The organism is Nonomuraea guangzhouensis (genome assembly GCF_019396345.1).
GTDB lineage: Bacteria > Actinomycetota > Actinomycetes > Streptosporangiales > Streptosporangiaceae > Nonomuraea > Nonomuraea guangzhouensis.
Genome location: NZ_JAHKRM010000010.1, coordinates 219,291 through 243,361, shown reverse-complemented (window position 1 = coordinate 243,361; position 24,071 = coordinate 219,291). Strand labels below are relative to the sequence as shown.

Here is a 24,071-nt window from a genome sequence, read left to right as displayed (position 1 = left end):
AATGTCCAAACCGCTGGACACTCGCGTTCCGGGAAACTAACTTCCTCGCTCGGGGGCATTCTTCTCAATAGCCACATATGTCCCCACATCATCGGGAGGGGGAACCTACATGGAGATCACGATCACGCAGGTAGAGGAAGTAGAGCTCACCTGCGGTAACAGCAACAGCTGAAACTCATCGCGGGATTGGTGACCCGCCTGTCGCCAATCCCGTGCCGTGCCCCCGCTTGGAGCGGATATTGTCTCGCGTTCTGGTCAATCCGGCGTTTCCGCTGTTCGTTGACGACCATCGGGAACTCGTCCGGCTGGGCGATCTGCCGGGAACGGGAAAGGTGCTCCGGTCCGCCGCCCCCGCCCTGCGCGAGCTCGTACGCCGATGCGCCTCCACCCCGCTGCCCCGCGAGGAGCTGGTCAGCCTCACGGCCGGGATCGGCGGCGTCACGGCGGCCGAGGTGGACCAGGCCATCACCGCCCTGCTCGCGGCCCGGATCCTGGTCGAGGAGCAGGAGGTCGAGCTGCTGACGCGCCACGGGCCTTCGTCGCGGCAGGCGCTGTTCTTCTCCATGTTCCAGCCCGCGTCACGGGCCGCCGAGATGATCGGGGACCTCGCCGGGCGTACTGTGGCCGTCCTCGGCGTCGGTGGGATAGGCGGGTTCGTCGCCCTGCAACTGGCGACGGCCGGGGTGGGGCGGCTGCGGCTCGTCGACCAGGACGACGTGGACGAGTCCAACCTTCACCGCCAATATCTGTACAAGGCGGAGGATGTCGGTGACCCGAAGGTGGACACGGCCGCCCGCAGGCTCGTGGAGCACAGCCCGGCGCTCAAGGTGGAGACGCACCACCGCACGCTGACCAGCGCCGGGGACGTCGCGGACGTGGTCGCCGGCGCGGACCTGGTCATCGCCACCGCCGACAGCCCGCAGCCGCAGATCCGCCGCTGGACGAACGCCGGTTGCCTGGCCGCCGGGGTGCCGTTCCTGCCGGGCGGGTTCACCCAGCACCTGGGCATCGCGGGGCCGCTGGTCGTGCCGGGGAGCTCGGCCTGCCTGGCCTGCCTGGACGAGGAGCTGCGGGTCCGCAATGACGGGCGGGAGCTGCCCGTCGTACAGAATCAGGGGCGGATCATCCCGGCGTTCGGGCCGCTCTGCTCGATCGTGGCCGGGTTCCTCGCCGCCGAGGCGGTCCGGTTCCTCACCGGCGTGGTCCCGGTGGCCCTGGCCGGGCGGGTGGTCCACTTCGACCTCCTGACGATGATGACGGCGGAGCAGTCCGTCACCCGGCTCGACGCCTGCCCGGTCTGCGGTGATCCGGCCGAGAGTGCGTAACGTCCCGCATCTGGCACGTGACGTGGCGGCGCGCGCTTGAGAGGCTTCCCCCATGCGCGAGATCCCGACCATTGACCACATGGCCGCGTTATTGCGGGAGCTGTGCGACCGGTTCCCCGCGACCTGCAGGAGACGCCGCATCGGCTCCTCCCGCCAGGGCGAGCCGCTGGAACTGGTCTCGATCGGAGACGGCCGCCAGAACGCCCTGGTGTTCGGCGGCCCGCACGCCAACGAGCCCGCCGGCTTCCTGACCGTGCTCCGCCTCGCCTCGGCGCTGTGCGAGAACCCGGCCGAGCGGCAAGGATTCACCTGGCACTTCATCGCGTGCGTGGATCCCGACGGCGCCCGGCTGAACGAGGGCTGGTACGGCGGGCCGTACACGATCAGCCACTATCACCGACACTTCTACCGCCCGTCCATGAGCGACCAGCCCGAATGGACCTTCCCCATCCCTTCCGGGCGCAAGCGGTTCGACCGGCCGCTGCCGGAGACCCTGGCCCTGATGCGGGTCATCGACGAGCTGCGGCCCGCGTTCATGCTGTCGCTGCACAACGCCGACTTCGGCGGCGCGTACTTCCAGATCAGCCGCGACGTGCCCGGCCTGCCCGCCGAGCTGGCCGCGATCGCCGCGGGCCAGGGCGTCCCGCTGGACCTGGGGCCGATCGACACGGTCGGCTACCGGGTCGCGGGGCCCGGCGTCACGCTGCTGCCGCCGGCCGAGCACATCGACTTCGTGGAGACCGGCGGGGACGCGCGCACCCCTCGTACGTACGGGGCGTCGAGCTGGCACTACGCCGACCGCTACGGCACGTTCACGCTCATCGCCGAGGTGCCCCTGTGGACCACTCCGGGGTGCGACGACCCCTCGGACGCCGGGCTCTCCTTCGGGCACCTGGTCAAAGCGGCCGCGGTACGGCTGCGCGAGGAGCTCGAACCGCTGGCCCGGGCGCGTACGGACATCCGCCACCAGTGCGTCGCGCGCACCCCGTTCCACGCGGCGGTCGACGACACGCTCGCCGTCTCCCACCTGCTGATCGCCTCGCTGGAAGGCGCCGTGGACCGGGCGGACGCCGCCAGGACCGTCACGCGGGCCGAGGCGAGCGGCATCCACGACACTGTGCGCCGCCTGCCGTTGCGGGCCTGCGCGATGTTCCTGCGGCTGCTGGAGGCCGAGGCGGCGGCGGACAACCGCCCAGCCACCCTGACGGCCGTCCGGGACACGCTGGAGGAGCGCCTGCGGCGCCTGTGTGCGGCGGCGGAGGACGAGCTCGTCCCGTTCGCCGATCCGATCGGCAGGATCGTCACGATCCAGACGGAAGCGGCGCTGGCCACCGCCCGCTGGCTGCGCTCCACCCAAGGGTGAGGGGCGGAGGGTGCCGATTCCCTCCGCCCCTCCGGCCCCTGGGAGTGCGGACCGGCCGTCGCGCCCGGCCAGGTGGGGGACCAAGGTCGACCGTGCGCGACACCGCTGACGCTAACCCGGCGCCACCCCTGGGTCTGCGCATGATTACGCAGAACGGCCCGCGGATCAGATCTTCACGGAGAGCGAAGCCGGCGGAGGCGGCAGCATGTGCACCCTCGCGGAGCTGATGTCGAAGTACAGTCCCACCAGTTCCAGCTGCCCGGCTCGTACCTGTTCGTCGACCTTGCGATAGGTCCGTAGGTTATCCAGCTGCTGCTGCACGTTGACCTTGCACAGCCGGTCCAGCGCCCCGGCGTCGAGCGGCTCGTCCGCCGTCTCGATGAACGTGGCCAGGCTGTGGTAGCCGTGCCGCAGCCAGCGCCGCAGTCCCGGCAGGCTGCCCGCCTTCACCCCGCCGCTGAGCAGCCCGGACATCGCCCCGCAGCCCGAGTGCCCGCACACCGTGATCGTGTGCACGCCCAGCACCTGCGTCGCGTACTCGATGGCGGCCACGACGGAGTCGTCATGCGGCTCGGCGCCCCTGCGCGGCACCAGGTTGCCGATGTTGCGCACGGTGAACAGGTCGCCGGGGCCGCTCGCGGTGATCAGGCTGGGGATGACCCGCGAGTCGGCGCAGGTGATGAACAGGTGCGTGGGCTGCTGCTTGCGGGCCAGCTCGGTGAAGATGGGCCGCACCAGCGGAGCCGTACGCCGGTGATACTCCCGCGCACCCGCCGTCAGCTGGCACTCCACGCTGGCCGGACGGGGGCCGCCCGGAGCGGGCACGCCGTGCCGGGCGGGGCGGCTGTGGCGGTGCGACCACGGCAGCCACCACCGGTCCGGTGCCCTCGGCGGCGTCTTGGACCGGGACCGGCGGGTGCCGCTGGCCGCCATCGCGTACCACTCGTCGTGTATCTCGTCGATGTCGACGCTGCCGCCCAGCCGCTCGTGGTTCAGCCGCCAGGAGTGGATGGCCTCGAAGGCGGCGTTGTCCATGAAGTCGATGTTCAGGTCGAGGTCCACGGCCGCGCCGGGCGGGATGGCGCGCAGCTCGTGGGTGAGCCGGGGCACGCCCAGGAAGGTGAGCGAGCCGGAGATCGTCGCGTGGAAGCGCCCGTCCTGCTCCGGCCGCGTCTTGACGGTGACCCAGGTCAGCCGCCGTAGCGCGAGCAGCGCGGCCAGCGCGAGCCCGGCCAGCACGCCCTCGGCGAGCCCGAGGACCAGCACGCCCCCCATCGTCACCAGGTAGACCGGCACCTCGCCGTGGCCGTGCACCTTTCTGACGTGGCCCAGGTTGACCATCTGCACGCCGATGAAGACGAGCAGCGCCGCCAGCGCCTCCATCGGGATCAGCTTGATCATCCAGCCGAAGCCGAGGGCGAACACCAGCACCCACACCCCGTGCAGGAACGCCGAGAGCCGGGTGCGCCCGCCCGCCTGCACGTTCGCGGTGCTGCGGACGATCACGCCCGCCACCGGCAGCCCGCCGAGCGCTCCCGAGACCATGTTGGCCACGCCCTGCCCGCTCAGCTCCTGGTCGAGGTCGGCACGGGGGCCGCTGTGCATGCCGTCGACCGCGACCGAACACAGCAGCGACTCGACCCCGGCCAGCAGCGCGACGAGCAGCACGGACGCCACGATCCGGTGCCAGTCGCCGGACGGCAGGACGGGAACGGTCCATTCGGTGATGCTGTCGGACAGGTCGATGCGGGTGACATCCCAGTTGAACGCCCACGCGGTCACACCGGCCACCAGCAGCGCGGCCAGCGGCGCCGGCACCACCTTGACCCGCTTGGGCAGGCGCGTCCACAGCGCCAGCATCGCGATCGTGAGCAGGCCCACCACCACCGTGTGGCCCTGCATCTCGGCGAGCTGCGCGGGCAGCTCCACGATGTTGGCCAGGGCCGAGCGCTGCGGCTGGCCGCCCAGCACGATGTGCAGCTGGGAGAGCGCGATGGCCACGCCGACGCCCGCCAGCATGCCGTGGATGACGGCCGGCGAGACCGCCAGCGCCGCCCTGGCCGCCCGGAACACCCCGAGCACCAGCTGCACCAGCCCCGCCATCAGTGTGATCATGCAGGTGGCCCGCCAGCCGTACGTCTGCACGAGATCCGCGACCACCAGGGACAGGCCCGCCGCGGGCCCGCTCACCTGTACGGCGGAGCCGCCGAGCGCGCCCGCCACGATGCCGCCCACCATGGCGGCGATCAGCCCGGCGGCGAGGGGGGCGCCCGAGGCCATCGAGATGCCCAGCGAGAGGGGCACCGCGATGAGGAACACCACGAGTGAGGCAGGCACGTCGTACCTGAGCGTGCTCGGCACGCGACGGAGAGTGTCGCCGATCATACGGCAGACTCTATTGCCCCGCGCGCCGGGGGTTAAGGGGTCCTTGGCGGCTTTACAGATTAATGAGTGGCCGCCTCACTCAGCCGCTGGTCAGCGGTAGTAGTCGGGGAATTCCTGCTCGGGGGTGGTGGCGCGACGACGCCCGCCGCCTTGGCCGCCACCGGGGGCGCCCTGCCGGGCGCCGGTGTCGGACGGGCCGCCGTAGTTGGGCCAGGCGCCGCTGCCCGCGGGCGGGTCGTTCCAGCCCGCAGGCAGCTGGCCGGGCGGAATGCTGGTGATGTCGCCGGTCTCGTACGCGAAGGTCTGCGCGATCTGGCCGGGCGGGAGGCTGGTGATGTCGCCCGTCTCGTATGCGAAGGGCGCCGGCTGCACGGGCGAGGCCGACAGCACGTCGTCGTAGGCCGAGACCGAACGCGCGGGCGCCGTGGGGGTGCCGGTCGCGGGGGAGGGGCCGGTCAGCGGGTCGGAGTCGTCGGCCACGGCCCAGCCCGCACGGACCTCGTAGGACGCCGGATAGGAGCCGCGGGGGGCGGCGGCGGGCTGCTGCGGCTCGAAGGCCGGCCAGGAGTCGCTCGACGGGGCGCCCGGCGTGGGGTCGTCGAGGATGTCGTGCTGCTGAAGCGCGGGCCACGAGCCTGACGCCGTCGGCACGACCGGCGGGTTGGTCCAGGTGCTCTCGAGCGGGTCGGTGTTGGCGCCGTAGATCGTGAACGGGGCGCTCGTCGGCGCGCCGCTGATGGGGGAGACCGGCGTCGCGGGGAAAGATCCGCTGTTGGGAGTGGCCGGCGTGGCGGGGAAGGCACCGCTGTTGGCGGAGGCCGGCGTCGCGGGGAACGCGCCGCTGCCGACGGCGGGGAACGCGCCGCTGGAGGTCGCCGGGCTGTTCGTGCTCAGTGACGTGGCGCTGCCGACGGCCGGGAAGGAGCCGGTGCCGGATCCGGGCTGAGGCCGGTTGGGCGGCGTCACCTGCTGGGCGCCCACGCCGAGGATGCTCATCACGTCAGGCGGGGTCGGGGCCGAGAACGTCACCGTGCGCTGGTCGGCCAGCTCGGCGGCCGTCGGGGTCGGACGCTGCGCCGACTCCACGAGATCGGCCAGGCCGGACGAGCCGGAATTGGCGGCCGCGGGGGTGGGGCGCTGGGAACGCGAACGGTTGGGGCGGTTGGGCAGCGGGGCCTGGACGGTCGCGGCGTTGGGGTCTGCGGTGACGGGCTCGCGCTTGGCGGGCCGCTCACGCTTGGCGGCGGGCCGCTGCTCGCGCTGGGCCGTCGGCTGCTTCTCGCGCTCGGCGGGTCGCCCGGCGGGCCGCTCGGAAGGGCGTTCGACGGGGCGCGAGGCGCCCTTGCGCGCCGCGACCGTGCCGCCGGCGCCGAAGCCGCCTTCTTCCGCGTCGCTGCGGATGTTGGCCCAGAACTCCTCGTCCTCGACGTCGGAGTGCGGGTTGCCCCACTCGTCGACGCCGCGTTTGCCGCGCTGACCAGTGCGTACCGGCTTCGCCTTGACCTCGTCGATGGGGCTGAAGTCAGGGCTGAAGTTGTTCATGCGCGGTTCGCTCTTGGAGAACTCGTCCGTCGACCGCGTCAGTGTCCTCTCGTCCTTCTCGGCCATCTGCTTCAGCCGCTCAGGAGGGAGAGAGCTCTCCCGACGGTTCATAGAACGCATGCCCAGTGCCACGACGACGAGCACGAGGAGCACGACAGCGACCAAGCTGACTACGACCGCGATCATTGCACCACCCTCAAAGCCATGGCCTCCCTGCGGCACCGGTGAGATCGCGCGGCCATCGACGCGACCTTCCCCCTTTGATCACCAGCACCTAGCAATTGGATCTGATTGTGTCGGACCACTATGAGCGTTGTCACACCCTACGTGAAGAATTGGTAACTATTACTACGTTTAGTGATTGCTGTCTCACTGGATGTTCACCACCGTGAGCCGGCCGCGAGCGATGGTCAAGTCCGCGATCTTCTTCAAGACGTCGGAGAGGGGGGCGCCCTCCGGGAGCTCGACCTTGCCGCTCAGCGAGTAGACGCTGAACCGGTAACTGCCGTTCTTCACACATGGCGGCTGGTAGCCCGCCTTGCCGCTGGTCACCTTCGCCTGGCTCGCGCCTTCCGGCGGGCTCGCGGTGGCGTTCGGCCCCAGCTCGGTCGTCGTCGCGGGGATGTTGTAGAGCACCCACTGGACGGCGGATTCTGATGGTGAGTGAGAATCGACCACGATGGCGATCGACTTGGCATCGGACAGGGGTTCGCTGGACCAGCGCAGCGGCGGGCTGCCCTGGGCGCCATCGCAGGAGAATTCGCTCGGCAGTGGTTCGCCCTCGCGCAACTCCGGACTCGAGACGTTGATCTCAGCGATCTCCTTGGCCTGGGATCTTCCGATGAGGAAGCTGCAACCGGAGGACGCGAGCATGACGGTCACCACTGTCACAGAGACAGCGATGCGTCTCACGCGTCTTGCCGTGTTACACAGCCCCATGCCGCATGATGCTACGCGGCTATCGGCCGTGCGCCGACCGTTTCGCGAGGGTCGGCGGTCGGTAAAGGACGGCAAAGCCGCCACAAAGCGGGCATGGGGGAGTGAACTTCGCCACATTCCCGAGCGTCGCCGTCCTCGGCCCGCGGGTGCTTCGCCGGGGCGGGGAGATCGTGGGCGGCATCGGAGAATCCTGCCGCGGCCTGCTGGTTCTCGTCGCCGGGGCGACCGGGCCGGTTCGCCCGGCGGATCGAAGGGTGCGGAGGGATCGCGTGTCCGGGAGTGCGGGCACCGCGTTTCGCGGGCTCTGCCTTCCCGGATTCACCCGCATCCCGGTGAAACCGGGCACCAGGTCGTTACCTGAGACGGGTCCTACGGTGAAGGGTCATATAGCACTGATCGCCAGCGGTGAAGAGGGGGATCATCTACCCCTTCTACCGAGGACATCCGGCGCCTCTGGGAGATCACTGGCGCGGGCGGGAGTCATAAGCTGGCCCTGTGACGACTTCTGGCCCGTTGCGTGATCCGGAGCACCGTGTGTCGCCGAAGGCCGTCCGGCTCTGGCTGGCCGAGGCGTTGTTCGGGTTCGTGCTGCTGGTGGGCTGCTCGATCCTGGTCGCGCGCTGGGTCGGGGGGAGCGGGTGGGCGTGGGTGCCAGGCTGGTTCGCCGACGATTCGTGGCTGCTGCCCGTGGGGGTGGGGGTGCTGACCACGCCGTTCCTGATCGCTGAGCCGTTCGTGCGTTATGCCGTACATCGGTGGGAGTTGTCGGGCGATGTGGTCTACACCCGGTCGGGGTTCCTGACCCGGGAGTGGGTCTTCGTACCGGTCAGCCGGATCCAGACCGTCGACAAGGCGCAGGGGTGGGTCGAACGGCTGCTCGGGCTGGCGACGCTGGAGATCCGTACGGCGTCCCACGCGGGGTCGTCGACGATCAAGGGGCTGGACTACGAGGTGGCGGCGGGGTTGGCGGAGGAGCTGGCGCGCCGGGCGGAAGAGCTCAGGGACGATGCCACATGACCGAACCTCCCCCTCACCCGACCGCACCACCTGGCCCCGAGGGCCCGTCTCCGGTCCCCACAGGGCCGCCCGCGCCTCTTCCGCCCCCGGCGCCCCCTGTGCCCGTGCGGGCGCCGTTGCGGCTCAGTCCGAAGGTGCTGCTCATCCAACCGGTGCGGATGATCCCGTCGCTGCTCCTCCCGCTCGTCGGGCTGCTGTTCGTGGGTGGGTTCTCCGGCAGGTCGTACCTCTGGGCGGCGATCGGGGTCGGCGTCACGTTCGCCTTCGCGGTCGTGCGGTGGGCGATGTTCAGCTACGAGATCGTGGGCGATCGGCTGGAGATCAAGCGTTCCCTGGTCAGCCGGTCGGTCCGTACCATCCCCCTGGAACGCGTCCGTGGCGTGGACGTCTCCACCCCGCCCATGCACCGGCTGCTCGGCCTGGCCGTACTGAAGATCGACACGGGGGCGAGCGGCGACGCCGAGGAGGGCAAACTCGACGGCGTGACCCTGGAGGAGGCCGAACGCCTGAAGTCGGTCCTGCTCCGACGCACCCGCGCGGCCCGAGCCGCCGCGCACCCCACCACCACAGCCACCACCGGCCCGGCCGCCGCGTCTGACGGTGCCGCGGATTCGGCCGGCCCGCCGCGCGCTTCGGTGCCCGCCGCGGCCCCTGGACACACGGCGGAGACCGATCGGGAGATCATCAGCGTTCCGTGGACCTGGCTGCTGTACGGCCCGCTGTCCGGCGCGTACCTTCTCACCCCGTTCGCGCTGGCGGGCGGTGCCGTGGGGTTGGCGTTCCAGTGGGGGGACGATCTCGGCTTCGGCAGGGACGCCGCGCTGACCGTCGGGGAGTGGCTGTGGGGGCACCCCTATCTGCTGCTCGCCGTGGTGCTGCTGCTCGTGGTGGCGATGCCGGTGGTGGGCGGTGTGATGTACGCGGTGTTCAACTGGAACTTCCGGCTCACCAGCCGCGACCGCTACCTGGTGGCCGAGCGCGGTCTGATCAACCGGCGCAGCGTGTCGCTGGAGGCCCGGCGCGTACGCGGCTACGAGATCGTCGAGGGACTCGCCGAGCGCTGGGCGGGCGTCGCCCGCGTCTGGGCCATCGTGACGGGACTCGGCGACTCGCAGACGCGCGGGCAACTCCTGCCGGACGTCCCGCGCGCGGTCGCCTTCAAGGTCACCGGCGACGCCATCGGCTCCTACCAGGCCGAACTCCGCCCCCACCCGCCCATCGCCCGCAACCGCCGCCTCTTCCGCGCCATCGCTCCGTGGCTCCTGGCGGCCGCCGTCATCGCGCTGACGGCGCTGCTGACCGCCCAGGCGGCCTGGTGGTTCGCGGTTGTGGTCGCCCTCCTCCTGGCGGGCGTGGGGATCCCCCTCGGCCTCGATCGGTACAGGTCTCTGGGACACGGATACGACGGCGTACGCCTGGCGGTCCGCTCCGGCTCCCTCCGCCGTTCACAAGCTGTGGTCGAACGTCGCGCGGTGGTGGGCTGGCACCTGAGGCAGACCTGGTTCCAGCGGCGGGCCGGGGTGTTCACGCTCACGGCCGGGGTGGGGGCCGGTACGGGTGGCTACTCGGCGATCGACGTGTCCGAGTCCCAGGCGATCGGCTTCCCGGCCGAGGTGACACCGGAGTGGCTGGCTCCGTTCATGGAGAAGGGGGAGTAGGCGGGCGCGTGTCGCGCCCGGCGCCGGCTGGGCGACCTCGCGGCGGAAACCCGCTCGCGCTGCGCGAGCTGCTGTCGACAGCCATCACCGACCACGCACGGGGCTTGAGGCCGCTCACGGAGCCGGTGGAGGTCCTGCCCGGTTTTTGAGATCACCGACGAGCCGCCGGGCGATGCATGCGGGCGGCGCTGAGGCGGTGAGTGCGGGCGGTGCTCGGGTGGTGCTCGGGTGGTGTGTGCGGGCGGCGCTGAGCGGTGTGTGGGCGGTCGGTGGCTGGTCGGTCAGTCCTGGCGGCGGGCGCCGAACATGATCTCGTCCCAGGTCGGTACCGAGGCGCGACGTCCCCTGGAGCCCTTGCGCGGCTGACGGGCCGCGGGGGCAGGCGGGGGAGAGGGCACCGGGACCGGGGGCTCCTCCTTGGCCGCCGGCTGCTCGGGCTTTGCGGCGCCGTCCTTGCTCGTCCTCGCGGCCGGCACGGCGGGCTCAGGCGCGGCAGGCTCAGCCTTCGGCTCGGCCTTGGGTTCGGCCACTGCGGGCTCAGCCGCTGCGGGCTCAGCCTTGGGCACGGACTTGGGTTCGGCCGCTGCGGGCTCGGTCTTGGGCGCCGGTGCTGGAGCGGGTGTCGCGGAGTCGGCCTTGGGCTCAGGCTTCATGGGCTGAGGCTTTGGCTGTGGCTTGGGCGCGGCTGCGGTGGGCGCCACTGCCGGCGTTGCCTCGGGCGCGGCCTTTGAGGGCTGCTTGGAGGCGTCGGTTGCCGTTGCGGGGGCGCTGGTGTCCGTCGCAGTGACCGCCTCGGGGGCGGGCGGTGTTGTGACGGTGTCCGTCTTTGCCGGGGTGTCGACCGCCGTGGCGGCTTCCTGTACCGGGGCTTCGGTCTTGCCTTCGGTGGCCGGGGACGTTTGCGGCGTGGTCTCCGTGGCGGCGCCACCGGACTGCGGCTCGACAACGGCACCACGGGACTGCGACTCGATTGTGGTGTCGCCGGTCTGCGGCTCGGTGACGACCCCGCCGGGCTGCGGCTCAGCGACCGCCTCAACGACCTTCGACTCGGTGAGGGTGCTGCTGGGCGGCGTTTCGGCTGCGCTGGTCGCCTGCGACTGGGCCGTGGCTCCCGTGGCGGGCTGCGGTTCGGCCGCGACCTCCGTGGCGGGCTGCGATTCGGCTGGGGGTGGTGTGGTCGGCTCCGGGACTTTGGTGGGCTCCGGAGTCTCGGAAGAGCGTGCGGTCTCCGCTGCCGGGGCGTCGGTACGTGCCACCGTGGGCACGGCAGACGGCGAATCCGCAGCCGAGGACACGTCCGTGGTGGGCGCCGACTGCGCAGAGGTCTGCGCGGCGGATGCGGGCGCCGAGTCTGCGATAACAGCATCCGTGACGGCGGCGTCTGAGACGGCGGCCTTCGGGACAGCAGCGTCCGCGACGGCGGCCTTCGTAACGGTGGCGTTCGTGATGGAGGCGTCCGAGGCAGCAGCCTTCGTGACGGAAGTGTCCGTGACGGAGGCGTCCGCGACGGCAGCCTTCGTGGCGGTGGCGTCCGTGACGGTGGCGTCCGAGCCGGGGGTGTCCGAGACGCGGGCGGTCGCCGTGGCGGGTTCGGCTATGGCCGGGGCCGTGGTGGCAGCGGCGTCAGACGCGGGCACGTCAGCGGCCGGCCCGTCCACGGCGCGGGCGTTGGTGGCCGGGGCCTCAACAACGGGTGCGTTGACGTCCGAGCCCTGAACGGCGCGGGCGCTGGTGGCCGGGTCTTCAACGACGGGTGCGTTGGCGGCCTGGCCCTGTACGGCGCGAGCGCTGGTGGCCGGGTCTTCAACGACAGGCGCGTTGGCGACCGGGCCCGGTGCGCCGGTGGCCGAGCCCTGCACGGCGGGCGTGTTGGCAATTGGCGTCTCTACGACGGGTGCGCCATAGGCCGGGCCGTCCCCAGCACTCGTACCAGGGGCGGGCGGGGGCGGCGTGAAAGCGTCCTCGGCCCCAGGCACGGTGGCACGGCTCCCCGAAGGCGCGACATCACGAGTCGCCGGGGCGTAGATGGCCTCGCCGTCCCGGCCCGTCGGGCGGTCGGGTGTGCGGGGAGTGCCGTAGTCCGGGAGCCAGGGCGAAGGCTCGCCCGGGCGGGCGGCGCCCTGCGCGGGCGACTCGGCGCGGTAGCCGGTGCCCTGCGCCGACGGCTCGGTACGGTGACCGGTCTCCTGCGTGGGCGACTGGCTACGGTAACCGGTCTCCTCCGCGGGCGACTGCGTACGGTAGCCCGTCTCCTGAGCGGACGGCTCAGCGCGGTAGCCGGTTTCCCGTCCGGCGGGCTCGCCGCGATAGCCCGTTTCCCGTCCAGCGGGCTCGGCGCGGTAGCCGGGCTCCCCAGCGGGCGGCTCCGAGCGGTAATCCCTCGAAGGAGGCTCGGTGCGGTAGCCGGGCTCCGTCGTACGGCCGGAAGGGTCGGCGGGAGCACGGTCGAAAGGGGCCTCGCGGGCGGGGGTGAAGGGAGCCTCGCGGGACGGGGTACGGCTGTAGGACGGCTCCGTGCCCCTCGGCTGGTAGCCGACCGCCGGCTCCTGCGGCTCGGGCTCGTGCCGCACCATCGCGGGGAACGGCAGCGGGTCCGAGGTGAGCGGTGGCACCGGCTGCAGCTTGGCCACGCGCGGCGTGAACGGCGTGACCGTGGTGTCCTCCACCACGGGGCTGGGGTCGAAGTCGGCGGCCGAGAGGCGCATCGACTCGTCGTCGTGCGGCGTGACGTGCCGCCTGCGCGGGTCGAAGAGCCACTCCGCGTGCCTGGTGTGACCGTTCCAAACGTAACCGAGCTTGACGCGCCAAAGGCCGTCGTCGCGCTTGGCGGAGTCCCAGTCGATCTCGTCGGTGGGTACGCCGCGCCGGGTCAGCCGCTCGGCGACGAGCTCGCCGAGCGTCGGGCCGGCCGAAGACTCGCCGGGCATGCGTACGGACACGCGCTGCGCCTGTTGGGCCACGTACTCGCGCTCCTGGAGCACAGGCCCCTCGAACCAGCGGACGCGTTCGACCGGGATGCCCGCTGTCGCGGCGATCTCCTCGGCCGTCTCTCCGGCGCGAATGCGGGCCTGGATCTCCTTGGGGCGCAACGGACTCTCCACTTCGATCTCGTACTGGCCGAGACGGGAGAAGTTGCCGCGGACGGCAGCACGGAGCCGGTCGTCCACGGGAAGCGTGAACCGAGTACCTCGCCCTGCTGTCGCCAGCACGAGATAGGTACCGTCCTCGCTTACCGCGACGAGTCGGAGCTCCTGCATGCGAGTCCCTTCGTCAGCGTGCTGCTCATTCTTCCCCCGGACCCTTGAGTCTCTCGCGTGTGCCGGTTGCCTGCCAGCACCGTACCCGGCATGTCCGAACATCGCCTTCATGGGATAGCCCAGTGACGTTGTGACGCCGGTCACATTTGTTGATTCCATCATGTTCAGGGTCTGCCGGTGCGCATTGCCCTCGACGGATTCTGGCGAATAGTGTCCCGCATCGCTGTGCACTTCAGCCAAGACGCGAGATCGGATGGGTTGGCGTCCGGATGGAGCTCCAGGTAGCGGGCGGCGGCTCCGGCCAGGTAGGGCGATCTGGGGGAGTACGTCTCGCCGGTGGGGGACAGGCGGCACCCGCCGGTGTCCGCGGACGCGACGACGAAGACGCCGGACCGCGTCAGACGGGCCATGGCGGTCCGCAGGGCCCGGGAGCGGGCGCCGTCGATCGAGAGATTGGCGACGGCGGGACGATGGGCGTGTCGGCGTACCCAGTCGAGGCCGGCCAGGACGTCCGACAGGCTGCCGGAGCCGCCGCAGCCGAGCACCCGCACGGAGGCGATGCGGGCCCGCGGCGCCACGCCGTGTGAACGGCCCCCTATGGCGCGCGCCACCCGCGTGCCGTGGCCGCCGCAGTCCTCGCCGGTACGACCGGTGGCGTCGAAGGCCCGCCAGGCCCGATCCCCGAACCCACCAGCCCTGAGCCGGCCCGGCTGCCCATTGACGCCGCTGTCCACGAGGTAGACCGTGACACCTCTCCCGGTGCCGCGAGGAGAGCGGGCCCAGGACGGCCCGGTGATCGGTCTGGCGTGGATCTGGCGGGCGGGCCCGGTGATCGGCATAGGGTGGATCTCGCGGTCGGGTTCGATCGCCAGGACCCGCGGATCCGCGCGGAGCTCCGCCAGTTCGGCCGCGTTCACCCAGGTGGCGAAGCCGGGGATGGCCGCGGTGTAGAAGCGGCGCACCCGCCATCGCATCGCGCCGACCAGGTCACGGGCCGCGGCCCGGTTACGGGCGGTGACGACGTACGGGCGCGTAGGCTCGATGACCGGCGGCCGGAAGGCGAGGCCGGAAGCGGGCGGCATGGCGAGGGGAATCGCGGTGGTCACGGCCGTCGCCACGGCCGCGGCGAGGTACAGGGAGGGCAGGCCGATTCGTCGGGGCACGAGCGACGAGGGTGTCTGTCGCACACGTCACAGGAACAACAGGACACGCGCTCGCGTCTATTCACGAGAAAGCTCTTTACCAACACATGCGAGAAAGGACTGATCCGAGGCGATGAGCGGCGAGCAGCGGAAGTTCGAGCTGAGCGTGCCGCAGATCGCGGGTAGTGCGCTGGCTGCCGTCACGGCAGCGGTCGGGGCCTCATACCTCGGTGTGGGGGGAACGGTGATCGGCGCGGCGCTGATGAGCGTGGCCAGTACGGTCGCCACCGCCGTCTACACGCACTACCTGAAGCGCACGGGCGACAAGGTCAAGCAGCACACGGTGATCGCCTGGCGCGAGTACGGCCCGGAACGGCCGCCGGCGGAGCGGGACGAGGGTCAGGGCGAGCTGGCGACGGCCGTACGGACAACGGTGCGGGAAGCCGAGGAGAGCCGGGGCGAGTCCACGCTGGTCATGGCGCCGATCGAGGTGCCGGCGCCGAGGCGCGTGCCGTGGGCGAAGACGGGCGTGGCAGCGGCGCTGGTGTTCGGGGTGAGCATGGGCGGCATCCTGGCCTACCAGACGATCGCCCAGACGACCGTGCACGACCAGCTCACCGGCGCCAAGCCGGAGACCAAACGCGAGCAGGCGCCCGCCAAGGAGAAGAAGCGTTCCGAGGAGCCCGCCCTGCAGCCCCGGACGACGTTCTCCGGCGCTCCGGCGACACCCAGCGGCACGCCGACCGGATCGCCCACGCCGACCGCCTCGCCGACCCGTACGTCCCAGAGCCCGACGTCGGCGCCCACCGACACGGGCAAGGACACGGTGGAGCCGTCCGCCCCGTCCACGACCACGACGGCCCAGGACCCCGGCGACCTGACCGAGCAGACGTCCGTGCCGACCGACCCGCCGCAGTCACCACCGGTGCAGCAGGACAAGGAGACGCCGTGACGGCCGGCCCCTATCCCAGCACCGTCTCCAGGTAGGCGTTGCCGAACAGCCGCCCGGGATCCAGCCGATCGCGCAGCGCCACGAAGTTCGCGAACCGCGGATACACCTTCTCGAGGTAGGCCGCGTCCCGGGTGTGCAGTTTGCCCCAGTGCGGCCGCCCGTCCAGCCGCGTCATGATCTCCTCCACCCCGGCGAAGTAGGCGGGGTTGGGCGTGGGCCGGTACATGTGACAGGCGACGTACGCCGACTGACGGCCGTACGCCGTGGACAGCCAGGCCGTGCTGGGCGGCGTGACCCGCACCTCCACCGGGAACGTGACCCGCCACCCCATCCGTTCCACCAGCGCCCGCGTCTCCCGCAGCGCCTGGCCGAGGTGTTCACGCGGCACCGCGTACTCCATCTCCAGGAAGCGCACGTCCCGCCGGGAGGTGAAGATCTTGTACGACGCGTCCACGGCCTCCGACTCGCCGAGCGCGGCGGCGCTGACAGCGTTGATCCGCGGGATCAGCCCAGGAAATCGCGCCCCCACGGCGCAGGCGGCGCCGAACAGCGTGTTCTCCAGGAACACGTTGTCCAGCCAGTACTTGACCGCGCCGGGCGGCCGGGCCGGGCCGGGATCGCGGTTGTTGGTCTTGACCAGGCACGCGTCGGTGTGCGGCAGCCAGAAGAAGTCGAGATGCTCGTTCTCCGAGGTCAGGGAGTCGAGCGAGTCGAGGATGGCGCTGAGCGTCATCCTGCGCCGCCGGTTGCGCAGCAGGAAGGCGGGCTCCACCCGGAACGTCACCGAGGTCAGCACCCCGAGCGCGCCCAGCCCCACCCGGGCCGCGTCGAACAGGTCCTCGCCGGGGCCGGCCGTCACCACCGAGCCGTCCGCCAGCACCAGCTCCAGCGCCACGACCTGATCGGCCAGGCCGCCGCTGTCGCGCCCCGTGCCGTGCGTGCCGGTCTGGATGGCGCCCGCGACCGTCTGCTCGGTGATGTCGCCCATGTTGGCCAGCGCCAGCCCGCGGGCGGCGAGCAGCGCGTTCAGCTCCCGCACCGGCGTGCCGGCGAGCACGGTGACGCGGTCGCCGGTGACGGACGTGAGGCCGGTCAGCGCGGAAGGGCGGAGCATGATGCCGTCGGTGAGGGCCACCCCGGTGAAGGAGTGGCCCGTGCCGATCATGCGCAGGCGCCGGCCGCCGGCGGCGGCGTCCCCGACGGCGCGTACGACGTCCTCGGTCGACGCCGGGGTACGCACCTCGGCGGGCGCGGCCGTCTGGTTGCGGGCCCAGTTCGTGAAGGCCATGGCCGCCCTTGCGCTAGAGCTTCGTTCCGGTTAAACGTGAACGATACTCAGTTCTCCCAGCCTTCGGGAACCGGGAAGGCGTCCCCGGGCTGCAGGTTCTCCGACTTGATGATGTCGGAGACCTTCACCAGCGTGTAGCCGCGGCTCTGCAGCAGCTTGACCAGCGACGGCATCACGTCGACGGTCTGCTTCACCCAGTCGTGCATGAGGATGATGCCGTTGGGCTTGGCCACGGCCAGCGTCTGCTTCTTGATCTCCGCGGAGTTCTTGGTCGCCCAGTCGCGCGAGCCGGCGGTCCACAGGATCATCGGCATGCCGAACCCGGCCGCGACCTCCGAGGTCTGCACGTCCAGCATGCCGTACGGCGGGCGCAGCAGTTTGGGCTCGACACCCGCGGCCTTCTTGACGGCGTCCTGGGTCTTCTGGATCTCGTTCTTGACGGCGTCCGGCTCGATGGTGGTGAAGTTCGGGTGCGAGTAGCTGTGGTTGCCGAGCTCGTGGCCCTCCTTGGCCATGCGCTTGACGAAGGCCGGGCGGCTCTTCACGTACTGGCCTTCGAGGAAGAACGTCGCCTTGGCGTTGTACTTCTTCAGCGTGTCGAGGAGCGTTCCCGCGTACTTGCCGGGCCCGTCGTCGAAGGTCAGGGCGAGGCACTTGACCTGCGCGCAGTCCACTGCCTTCGCCTTGGCCTGGGCGACGGAAGCGGCCTGGGCGGGCGCTTTCGGGGTGGGGGCGGCGGATGCCGCCGCCGGTGTCAAAGTGACGGCAACAGCCGCGATAGCAAGAAGTGAAACGATTTGTCGGGACATGCGAAAGCTTTCGTGTGTGAAGGGTGTTGCGAGGGTTGTCCCGACGTTAGCGGATCAGTTCCCGGCCGGTGAAGGTGCCTCGGGAAGTCTCAGCAAACCCGAACCTCCGACGCCCACGACGACCGCGACCGCCGCGGCGGCGAGCGTGAAGCCGTACGCGTTGGACGCCCCGAACGCCTCCGTGAGCCGCCCACCGGCCCAGGCCCCGATCGCCACCCCGAATCCGATCGAGGTGGAGATCCACGCCAGCCCCTCGGTGAGCACCGCGGGCGGCACGAGCCGCTCGGTGAGCGAGAAGCCGGTGATGAGCGTCGGCGAGATCGACAGCCCGGCGAGGAACAGGCCGAAGGCCATGATCCGCGCGTCACCGATGAACATGATCGGCAGCAGCCCCACCACGAGCAGCCCGAGCGCCCGCACGAACCGGCGGCGCAGCGACAGCCGCCAGTGCCGCGAGCCGAACCAGAGCCCCGACATCATCGACCCGCCCGCGATGGCGGCCAGCAGGAACCCGGAGGCACCCTTGACCCCGTGCTCCTCGGCGAAGGCCACCGTGATCAGGTCGATCGACCCGAACACCGCGCCCAGCGCCAGGTAGACGCAGGACAGCAGGGCGATCCCCGGGATCAGGATGGCTGCCCCGCCGCCGCCCTCACCCGGCTGCACCGGCGGCTGGGTGCGCCGCTGCGCCGCGAGCGCGAGAGATCCGCCGAGCATGCAGATCAGCGCCACGAGCAGCCCCATGTACGGGTTGACCGCTGTGGCCAGCACGGTGACCAGCGCCGGCCCGGCAACGAAGATCATTTCGTCGGCGACGGACTCGAACGCGAACGCCGTGTGCAGCTTGGCCGAGCCGCCGTGCAGGGCCGACCAGCGCGCCCGCACCATCCCGCCCAGGGACAGGGAGGTCGCCCCGACCGACAGCCCGGCGGCGTACAGGGTCCATTCGGGCAGCCGGAAACCGGCGGACAGCATGAGCGCGGCCAGCGAGATCCCGTTCACGATCGAGAAGGGCACGATCACCCGGGCCTGCCCGAACCGGTCGACCAGCCGCGCGGTCAAGGGGGCGGCCACCGCGAAGGAGACGTTGGTGGTGGCCGCGACGGCGCCGGCGGTCGCGTAGGACTCGGTGAGGCCGGAGATCAGCAGGACGATGCCGATGCCGAGCATGGACATCGGCATCCGGCCGATGAACCCGGCCAGCACGAATCCCTTGACGCCGGGCCCGTTGAACAATCCCCGATAAGGCCCGACCACGTCTGTTCCCCTCCCTGAGCGCGCCCCAACCTTTACGCACGCGCTGACCGGACAGCAAGTGATTTTTCCGGCAACTCGGCTAACGTGTGCCGGGTGTCCGGTCTTCCCTCCTTCCGTGCCGTCCTGATCGTGATCGCCTCGGTCGTCGCCGTCTCGGTCGTGGCCGTGGGAGTGGCGCTGTCCACGCGGGACGACCTGTTCGCCAGTACAGCCGACCAGCAGCCGGTACGGAAGCCGCAGAAACCAGCCCAGAAGACGCAGCAGCAGACCGCCGGTCTGGACAAGATCGTGCCCACGACCGAGCCGGTGAAGGACTTCGGCGAGGGCGGCCCCAGCGTCACCCCGACCCCGCCCCGCGTGCTCGCGATCGCCCGTGCCGAGGTGCCCAAGCCCACCCGCTTCGCCCTGGCGAAGCTCAAGCACGTGCAGAAGGTGGCCGTCGTCGACGCGGGCTCCGTCAAGGTGTCCGGCACCGGCCTGAACCTGCTCGCCGTCGACCCGGCCGACTTCCGCTCCTGGACGCCCAAGGCCGTCGCCGACCAGCCCGCCGTGTGGAGCGCGCTGTCCAGGGGCGAACTGGTCGCCGACACCGCCGCGGTACGCAGGCTCGGCATGATCCTGGGCGCCGAGTACCAGGTGGACGGCGGCCCCCGGCTGCGCGTCGCGGCCTCGGCCACGCTCGGCCTGACGGGGATCGACGGCCTGGTGGGCGCCGACATGGGCAAGGCGCTCGGCCTGGCACCGGGCGTCGCGGTGCTGCTGCACGGCAAGTCCGTCATCAGCGAGCCGGGCGTACGCAAGCTGCTCGGCAAGGGCGCCCAGGTCGTGACGCTGGGCGCCCGCCCCAAGGCGAAGCCGAAGCAGACGGCCACGGCCACTCCGCAGCAGCAGGTCAACGTCGGGCGGCCGAGCAGCTACCTCGACCTCTACAAAGCCTCGGCCACCCACTGCCCCGGCCTGTCCTGGACGGTGCTGGCGGCGATCGGCCAGGTGGAGAGCGGGCACGGCCGCAACAACGGCCCGTCGAGCGCGGGCGCGCTCGGCCCGATGCAGTTCATGCCCGCCACCTGGAAGCACTACGGGGTGGACGGCGACGGCGACGGCAAAGCCGACATCTGGAGCCCGTACGACGCGGTGCCCGCGGCGGCGAAGTACCTCTGCGCCAACGGCGCCGGCCAGGGCGGCCAGAAGCTACGCAAGTCGATCTGGTTCTACAACCACTCGTGGGACTACGTGAACAAGGTGATGGGCATCTCCGAGGCGTACGCCCGCGCCTACACCTGACGCCGCCGGGGCGGCGGGCAGCAGGTGAGCGCGCAGGGCTGCGGCTCGGGCTCGTCCATCAGCTCGCGGACCATGCGGACGAAGGCCGGGTGGACGCCCGCCGTCGCGGCCCGCTCCATGGGCAGGCCCAGCTCGGTGGCGACCTGCCTGGCCTCGGTGTCGAGGTCGTAGACGACCTCCATGTGGTCGGAGACGAACCCGATCGGCACCAGCACGACCGACCGGGCGTCGGTCTTGCGCAGGTGGTCGCAGACGTCGGGCTCCAGCCACGGCACCTCGGGCGGCCCGCTGCGCGACTGCCACACCAGGTCCCAGGGCTGGGTGCGGCCCAGCGCGGCGTTGACCAGCTCGGCGCTCCTGCGCAGCTGCGCCTCGTAGAGACCGCCGTACGGCCCCGCGGTGCGCGCCATCGAGACCGGGACGCTGTGCGCGGTGAACACCAGCCGGGCGTCGTCGCGGCCGAGCCGGTCGAGCGCCTGCCGGACGTGGTCGGCCATCGCGGCCACGAACCCCGGATGCTCCCCGAAGTGCCGCATCTTGACCAGCTCGGGGCCGCCCTTGACGGAGATCCTGGCGATGTCCTCGTAGTACTGGCGGCAGCTGGAGTAGCCGGCGAAGGCCGAGGTGGCGAACACCGCCGCCTTGCGGACCCCGTCGTCCTTCATCCGCAGGACGGTCTCCTCGCCGAACGGGTGCCAGTTGCGGTTGCCCCAGTAGACGGGCACACCGACCACGGGGCGCAGCGCCTCGATGAGCTCGCGGTTCTGGCCGTTGATCGGGCTGACCCCGCCGAATCCCTGATAGTGCTCGGCCACCTGCAGCAACCGCTCACGCGGCACCCCCCGGCCGCGCACCACATTCTCCAGAAACGGCAGCACGTCGTCAGGACCCTCAGGTCCCCCGAACGACAGCACCAGCAGAGCGTCGTAAGTCCCCACGTACCAAACCCTATTCCCGCGAGCGGGTGCTGGCGTCTTCGGGGGAAGGCCATAAACAGAGTAGGTTCGATGGAGTGAGCGCATTCGACGATATTCGTGACTACGTTGCCATCCCCCGGGTTCTCTCGCTGAAGCTCTCGCCCGACGGTTCCCGGTTGATCTCCGCGGTCCAGTCCCTCAACCCCGACGGCAAGTCGTACGGCACCGCGCTCTGGGCGATCCCAGTCGACGGCGAGCCGTACCGGCTGACCCGCTCGGCCAAGGGCGAGAGCGCCGCGGAGTTCACCGACGCGGGCGACGTGCTGTTCACCTCGGCCCGCCCCGACCCGACCGTCAAGGACGCCACCGACGAGGTGGCCGCGCTGTGGCTGCTGCCCCGCTCCGGCGGTGAGGCCCGGCAGGTGGCCGCCCGTCCCGGCGGCATCGGCGGCTTCCGTACGGCCGGCGGCGTGGTGGTGTTCGCCTCCGACGTGCTCACCGGAGAGGAGGCGGCCGAGGAGGAGCGCCGCAAGGCGCGCAAGGACGCCGGCATCAGCGCGATCCTGCACGAGAGCTACCCGGTCCGCTACTGGGACCACGACCTCGGCCCGGGCCGTACCCGGCTGTTCGCCGCGAAGCTCGGCGGCGACCGGCTGGAGGACGTGCGCGACCTGACCCCCGACCCGGGCGAGGCGCTGCGCGATGTCACCTTCGCGCTCACACCTGACGGCGCCGCCGTGGTCGCGACCTGGCGTACCTTCCTGCCGGGCGGCGAGCAGCGCATCGACCTGGTCGCCATCGACGTGGCCACCGGTGAGCGGCGCACGATCTTCACCGACGAGGGCCATGACTTCGGCGGCGCGATCGCGATCTCGCCCGACGGCACCCGCGTCGCCTGCGTCCGCGAGCGCATCGGCGGCCTCGACGTCTCCGTCCGCAACGAGCTGTGGATCGGCGACCTGGCCACCGGCGAGGCCCGCGCCTACGCGCCCGACCTGTTCCCGATGGACATCGAGTGGGCGCCCGACTCCTCGGCCGTCTACCTCGTGGCCGACCACCAGGGCCGCCGCCCGATCTTCCGCGTGCCGCTGGACGGGGAGGTCGCCCGGCTGACCCAGGACGACGCCGCCTATCTCGGGCTCAACCCCTCGGCCGACGGCCGGTTCGTCTACGCGCTGCGCAGCGGCGTCGACCGCGCCCCCGGCCCGGCCAGGATCGACACCGCCACCGGCGAGATCACCGACCTGCCCTCGCCCGCCCCGCGCCCCGAGGTGCCCGGCACGCTGACCGAGATCTCCGCGACGGCCGACGACGGCGCCACGATCCGCGGCTGGCTCGTGCTGCCCGAGGGCGCCTCGGCCGCCAACCCGGCGCCGTTCCTGCTCTGGATCCACGGCGGCCCCGTCGCCTCCTGGAACGACTGGCAGTGGCGCTGGCAGGCCTGGATCATGGCCCAGCACGGCTACGCCGTCCTGCTCCCGGACCCGTGCCTGTCCACCGGCTATGGTCAGGAGATGATCGACCGAGGCTGGGGCGACTGGGGCCCGCGCACGCTCGCCGATCTCGACGCGATCGTGGACGTGGCCGTGGCCAGGGACGACATCGACGCCGAGCGGATCGGCGCGATGGGCGGCTCGTACGGCGGCTACATGGCCAACTGGATCGCCGGCCACAGCGACCGCTACAAGGCCCTCGTGACCCACGCGTCCCTGTGGAACCTCGACCAGTTCGCCGGCACCACCGACGCGTCCATGTACTGGCAGCGGGAGTTCGGCGACCCCGGCTCCGAGCGCTACCAAAAGCTCTCCCCGCACCACGGGCTCGCCGACATCACCGCCCCGATGCTCGTCATCCACGGCGACAAGGACTACCGGGTGCCGATCGGCGAGGGGCTGCGTCTGTGGTGGGACCTCCAGCGCACCAACGTCGAGTCGAAGTTCCTCTACTTCCCCGACGAGAACCACTGGATACTCAAGCCCGGCAACGCCGTCGCCTGGTACGAGACCGTGCTGGCCTTCCTCGCCCAGCACGTGCTCGGCCAGGAGTGGAAGCGCCCGGACTCGGTGGCGTGATGAACGATCCACAGGCTCTGCTCGAACTGGCCGAGGACATCGCGCGCGAGGCGGGCGACATGCTGCTCGCCAAGCGGCCCACGATGTCGGAGGTGGTCGAGACCAAGTCCAGCCCCACCGACGTGGTCACCGCCCTGGACACGGCCTCGGAGCGGCTCATCCGCGCCCGCGTGCTGGAGGCCAGGCCCGGCGACAGCATCCTGGGCGAGGAGGGCGGCGAGGCGGCCGGCGACTCCGGCGTGCGCTGGATCGTCGACCCCATCGACGGCACGGTCAACTTCCTGTACGGCCTGCCTGAGTGGGCGGTGTCGATCGCCGTCGAGGTGGGCGGCGAGATCGTCGCGGGCGTGGTGAACGTGGTGCCGCGCGGCGAGGTGTTCACCGCCTCGCTCGGTGGCGGCGCCTGGCTGGCCGGCGAGCGGCTGCGCTGCAACACCGGTGTGCCGCTGTCGCAGGCGTTGGTCGCGACCGGCTTCGGTTACCTGCGCGAACGCCGGGCCGTACAGGCCCAGGTGCTGGCGTCGGTGCTGCCGCGGGTCCGCGACATCAGGCGGGGCGGCTCGTGCGCCGTCGATCTCTGCTCGGTGGCCTCGGGCCGGGTGGACGCCTACTACGAGCGGGGCACCAACTACTGGGACTTCGCCGCGGCCGGGCTGGTCGCGACCGAGGCGGGGGCCAGGATCGGCGGGCTGAACGGCAGGCCGTACAGCAACGACTTCGTGCTCTGCGCGGAGCGGGGGCTGTTCGAGGAACTGCACGACCTGCTCGTACCGCTGGATCCGCAGCGCGACGCCTGACGCCGTGAGGTGACGGCGCGAAAACGGCCGGAGCCCCTCTCCAGGGCTCCGGCCGCTTCGTCACGCG

General features: G+C 71.3%; 17 protein-coding genes. 8 read left to right on the top strand and 9 right to left on the bottom strand.

Annotated features, from left to right (window positions below):
- Window positions 1-239: 239 nt before the first annotated feature.
- Both KME78_RS22365 and KME78_RS22360 read left to right on the top strand, forming a co-directional pair.
- Window positions 240-1,325: a TOMM precursor leader peptide-binding protein gene (locus KME78_RS22365; protein WP_219531062.1), complete on the top strand. Its 1,086-nt coding sequence runs from the start codon at window positions 240-242 to the stop codon at window positions 1,323-1,325.
- 52 nt (window positions 1,326-1,377) lie between these two features.
- On the top strand, window positions 1,378-2,688 hold the full coding sequence (locus tag KME78_RS22360; RefSeq protein ID WP_219531061.1) for a M14 family zinc carboxypeptidase: 1,311 nt from the start codon (window positions 1,378-1,380) through the stop codon (window positions 2,686-2,688).
- A 165-nt stretch (window positions 2,689-2,853) separates the two neighbouring features.
- On the opposite strand, the gene KME78_RS22355 is transcribed toward KME78_RS22360, so the two are convergent.
- The 3 genes from KME78_RS22355 to KME78_RS22345 all read right to left on the bottom strand — a co-directional run bounded on the left by KME78_RS22355 (window position 2,854) and on the right by KME78_RS22345 (window position 7,506).
- Complete coding sequence (locus KME78_RS22355) at window positions 2,854-5,073, bottom strand: SulP family inorganic anion transporter (RefSeq protein WP_219531060.1); 2,220 nt, start codon at window positions 5,071-5,073, stop codon at window positions 2,854-2,856.
- A gap of 90 nt (window positions 5,074-5,163) precedes the next feature.
- Window positions 5,164-6,801: a hypothetical protein gene (locus KME78_RS22350; protein ID WP_219531059.1), complete on the bottom strand. Its 1,638-nt coding sequence runs from the start codon at window positions 6,799-6,801 to the stop codon at window positions 5,164-5,166.
- 183 nt (window positions 6,802-6,984) lie between these two features.
- Entirely contained in the window at window positions 6,985-7,506 is a 522-nt protein-coding gene (locus KME78_RS22345) for a YbhB/YbcL family Raf kinase inhibitor-like protein (RefSeq protein ID WP_308127083.1), read from the bottom strand.
- A 543-nt stretch (window positions 7,507-8,049) separates the two neighbouring features.
- On the opposite strand from KME78_RS22345, the gene KME78_RS22340 reads away from it, so the two are divergent.
- Window positions 8,050-8,571 (top strand): PH domain-containing protein, encoded by a 522-nt coding sequence (locus tag KME78_RS22340; RefSeq protein ID WP_308127082.1) that lies wholly within the window; start codon window positions 8,050-8,052, stop codon window positions 8,569-8,571.
- A 104-nt stretch (window positions 8,572-8,675) separates the two neighbouring features.
- Window positions 8,676-10,229 (top strand): PH domain-containing protein, encoded by a 1,554-nt coding sequence (locus tag KME78_RS22335; RefSeq protein WP_308127081.1) that lies wholly within the window; start codon window positions 8,676-8,678, stop codon window positions 10,227-10,229.
- A 281-nt stretch (window positions 10,230-10,510) separates the two neighbouring features.
- Here KME78_RS22335 and sepH read toward each other — a convergent pair whose 3' ends face one another.
- Window positions 10,511-13,486, bottom strand: coding sequence for a septation protein SepH (sepH, locus tag KME78_RS64515; RefSeq protein ID WP_246651572.1), 2,976 nt, complete (start codon window positions 13,484-13,486; stop codon window positions 10,511-10,513).
- A gap of 164 nt (window positions 13,487-13,650) precedes the next feature.
- On the bottom strand, window positions 13,651-14,649 hold the full coding sequence (locus tag KME78_RS22325) for a S8 family serine peptidase (protein ID WP_219531057.1): 999 nt from the start codon (window positions 14,647-14,649) through the stop codon (window positions 13,651-13,653).
- 112 nt (window positions 14,650-14,761) lie between these two features.
- Between KME78_RS22325 and KME78_RS22320 the strand changes: the two genes are divergently transcribed.
- Complete coding sequence (locus KME78_RS22320) at window positions 14,762-15,580, top strand: hypothetical protein (protein ID WP_219531056.1); 819 nt, start codon at window positions 14,762-14,764, stop codon at window positions 15,578-15,580.
- A 10-nt stretch (window positions 15,581-15,590) separates the two neighbouring features.
- On the opposite strand, the gene KME78_RS22315 is transcribed toward KME78_RS22320, so the two are convergent.
- The 3 genes from KME78_RS22315 to KME78_RS22305 all read right to left on the bottom strand — a co-directional run bounded on the left by KME78_RS22315 (window position 15,591) and on the right by KME78_RS22305 (window position 18,934).
- Window positions 15,591-16,868 carry a D-arabinono-1,4-lactone oxidase gene (locus KME78_RS22315; RefSeq protein ID WP_219531055.1) on the bottom strand — a complete coding sequence of 426 codons (1,278 nt, stop codon included), beginning with the start codon at window positions 16,866-16,868 and terminating at the stop codon, window positions 15,591-15,593.
- Between the two features lie 47 nt (window positions 16,869-16,915).
- Window positions 16,916-17,542 carry a polysaccharide deacetylase family protein gene (locus tag KME78_RS22310; protein ID WP_308127080.1) on the bottom strand — a complete coding sequence of 209 codons (627 nt, stop codon included), beginning with the start codon at window positions 17,540-17,542 and terminating at the stop codon, window positions 16,916-16,918.
- Window positions 17,543-17,731: 189 nt separating this feature from the next.
- On the bottom strand, window positions 17,732-18,934 hold the full coding sequence (locus tag KME78_RS22305; RefSeq protein ID WP_219531053.1) for an MFS transporter: 1,203 nt from the start codon (window positions 18,932-18,934) through the stop codon (window positions 17,732-17,734).
- A gap of 93 nt (window positions 18,935-19,027) precedes the next feature.
- Between KME78_RS22305 and KME78_RS22300 the strand changes: the two genes are divergently transcribed.
- Entirely contained in the window at window positions 19,028-20,218 is a 1,191-nt protein-coding gene (locus KME78_RS22300) for a lytic transglycosylase domain-containing protein (protein WP_219531052.1), read from the top strand.
- On the opposite strand, the gene KME78_RS22295 is transcribed toward KME78_RS22300, so the two are convergent.
- Window positions 20,209-21,156 carry a ferrochelatase gene (locus tag KME78_RS22295; RefSeq protein WP_214635880.1) on the bottom strand — a complete coding sequence of 316 codons (948 nt, stop codon included), beginning with the start codon at window positions 21,154-21,156 and terminating at the stop codon, window positions 20,209-20,211. The two genes, KME78_RS22300 and KME78_RS22295, sit on opposite strands and share 10 nt — an antisense overlap.
- A 74-nt stretch (window positions 21,157-21,230) precedes the next feature.
- Between KME78_RS22295 and KME78_RS22290 the strand changes: the two genes are divergently transcribed.
- Together KME78_RS22290 and KME78_RS22285 are read left to right on the top strand one after the other, a co-directional pair.
- Window positions 21,231-23,207: a S9 family peptidase gene (locus KME78_RS22290; protein ID WP_219531051.1), complete on the top strand. Its 1,977-nt coding sequence runs from the start codon at window positions 21,231-21,233 to the stop codon at window positions 23,205-23,207.
- Entirely contained in the window at window positions 23,207-24,004 is a 798-nt protein-coding gene (locus KME78_RS22285) for an inositol monophosphatase family protein (RefSeq protein ID WP_219531050.1), read from the top strand. Before KME78_RS22290 ends, KME78_RS22285 begins: the two co-directional genes overlap by 1 nt.
- Window positions 24,005-24,071: the final 67 nt, after the last annotated feature.

Excerpts from the sequence above, each read along its gene's own strand:
- KME78_RS22360 (WP_219531061.1), top strand. The coding sequence starts at position 1,378 with ATGCGCGAGATCCCGACCATTGACCACATGGCCGCGTTATTGCGGGAG.
- KME78_RS22355 (WP_219531060.1), bottom strand. The coding sequence starts at position 5,073 with ATGATCGGCGACACTCTCCGTCGCGTGCCGAGCACGCTCAGGTACGAC.
- KME78_RS22350 (WP_219531059.1), bottom strand. The coding sequence starts at position 6,801 with ATGATCGCGGTCGTAGTCAGCTTGGTCGCTGTCGTGCTCCTCGTGCTC.
- sepH (WP_246651572.1), bottom strand. The coding sequence starts at position 13,486 with ATGCAGGAGCTCCGACTCGTCGCGGTAAGCGAGGACGGTACCTATCTC.
- KME78_RS22320 (WP_219531056.1), top strand. The coding sequence starts at position 14,762 with ATGAGCGGCGAGCAGCGGAAGTTCGAGCTGAGCGTGCCGCAGATCGCG.
- KME78_RS22315 (WP_219531055.1), bottom strand. The coding sequence starts at position 16,868 with ATGGCCTTCACGAACTGGGCCCGCAACCAGACGGCCGCGCCCGCCGAG.
- KME78_RS22285 (WP_219531050.1), top strand. The coding sequence starts at position 23,207 with ATGAACGATCCACAGGCTCTGCTCGAACTGGCCGAGGACATCGCGCGC.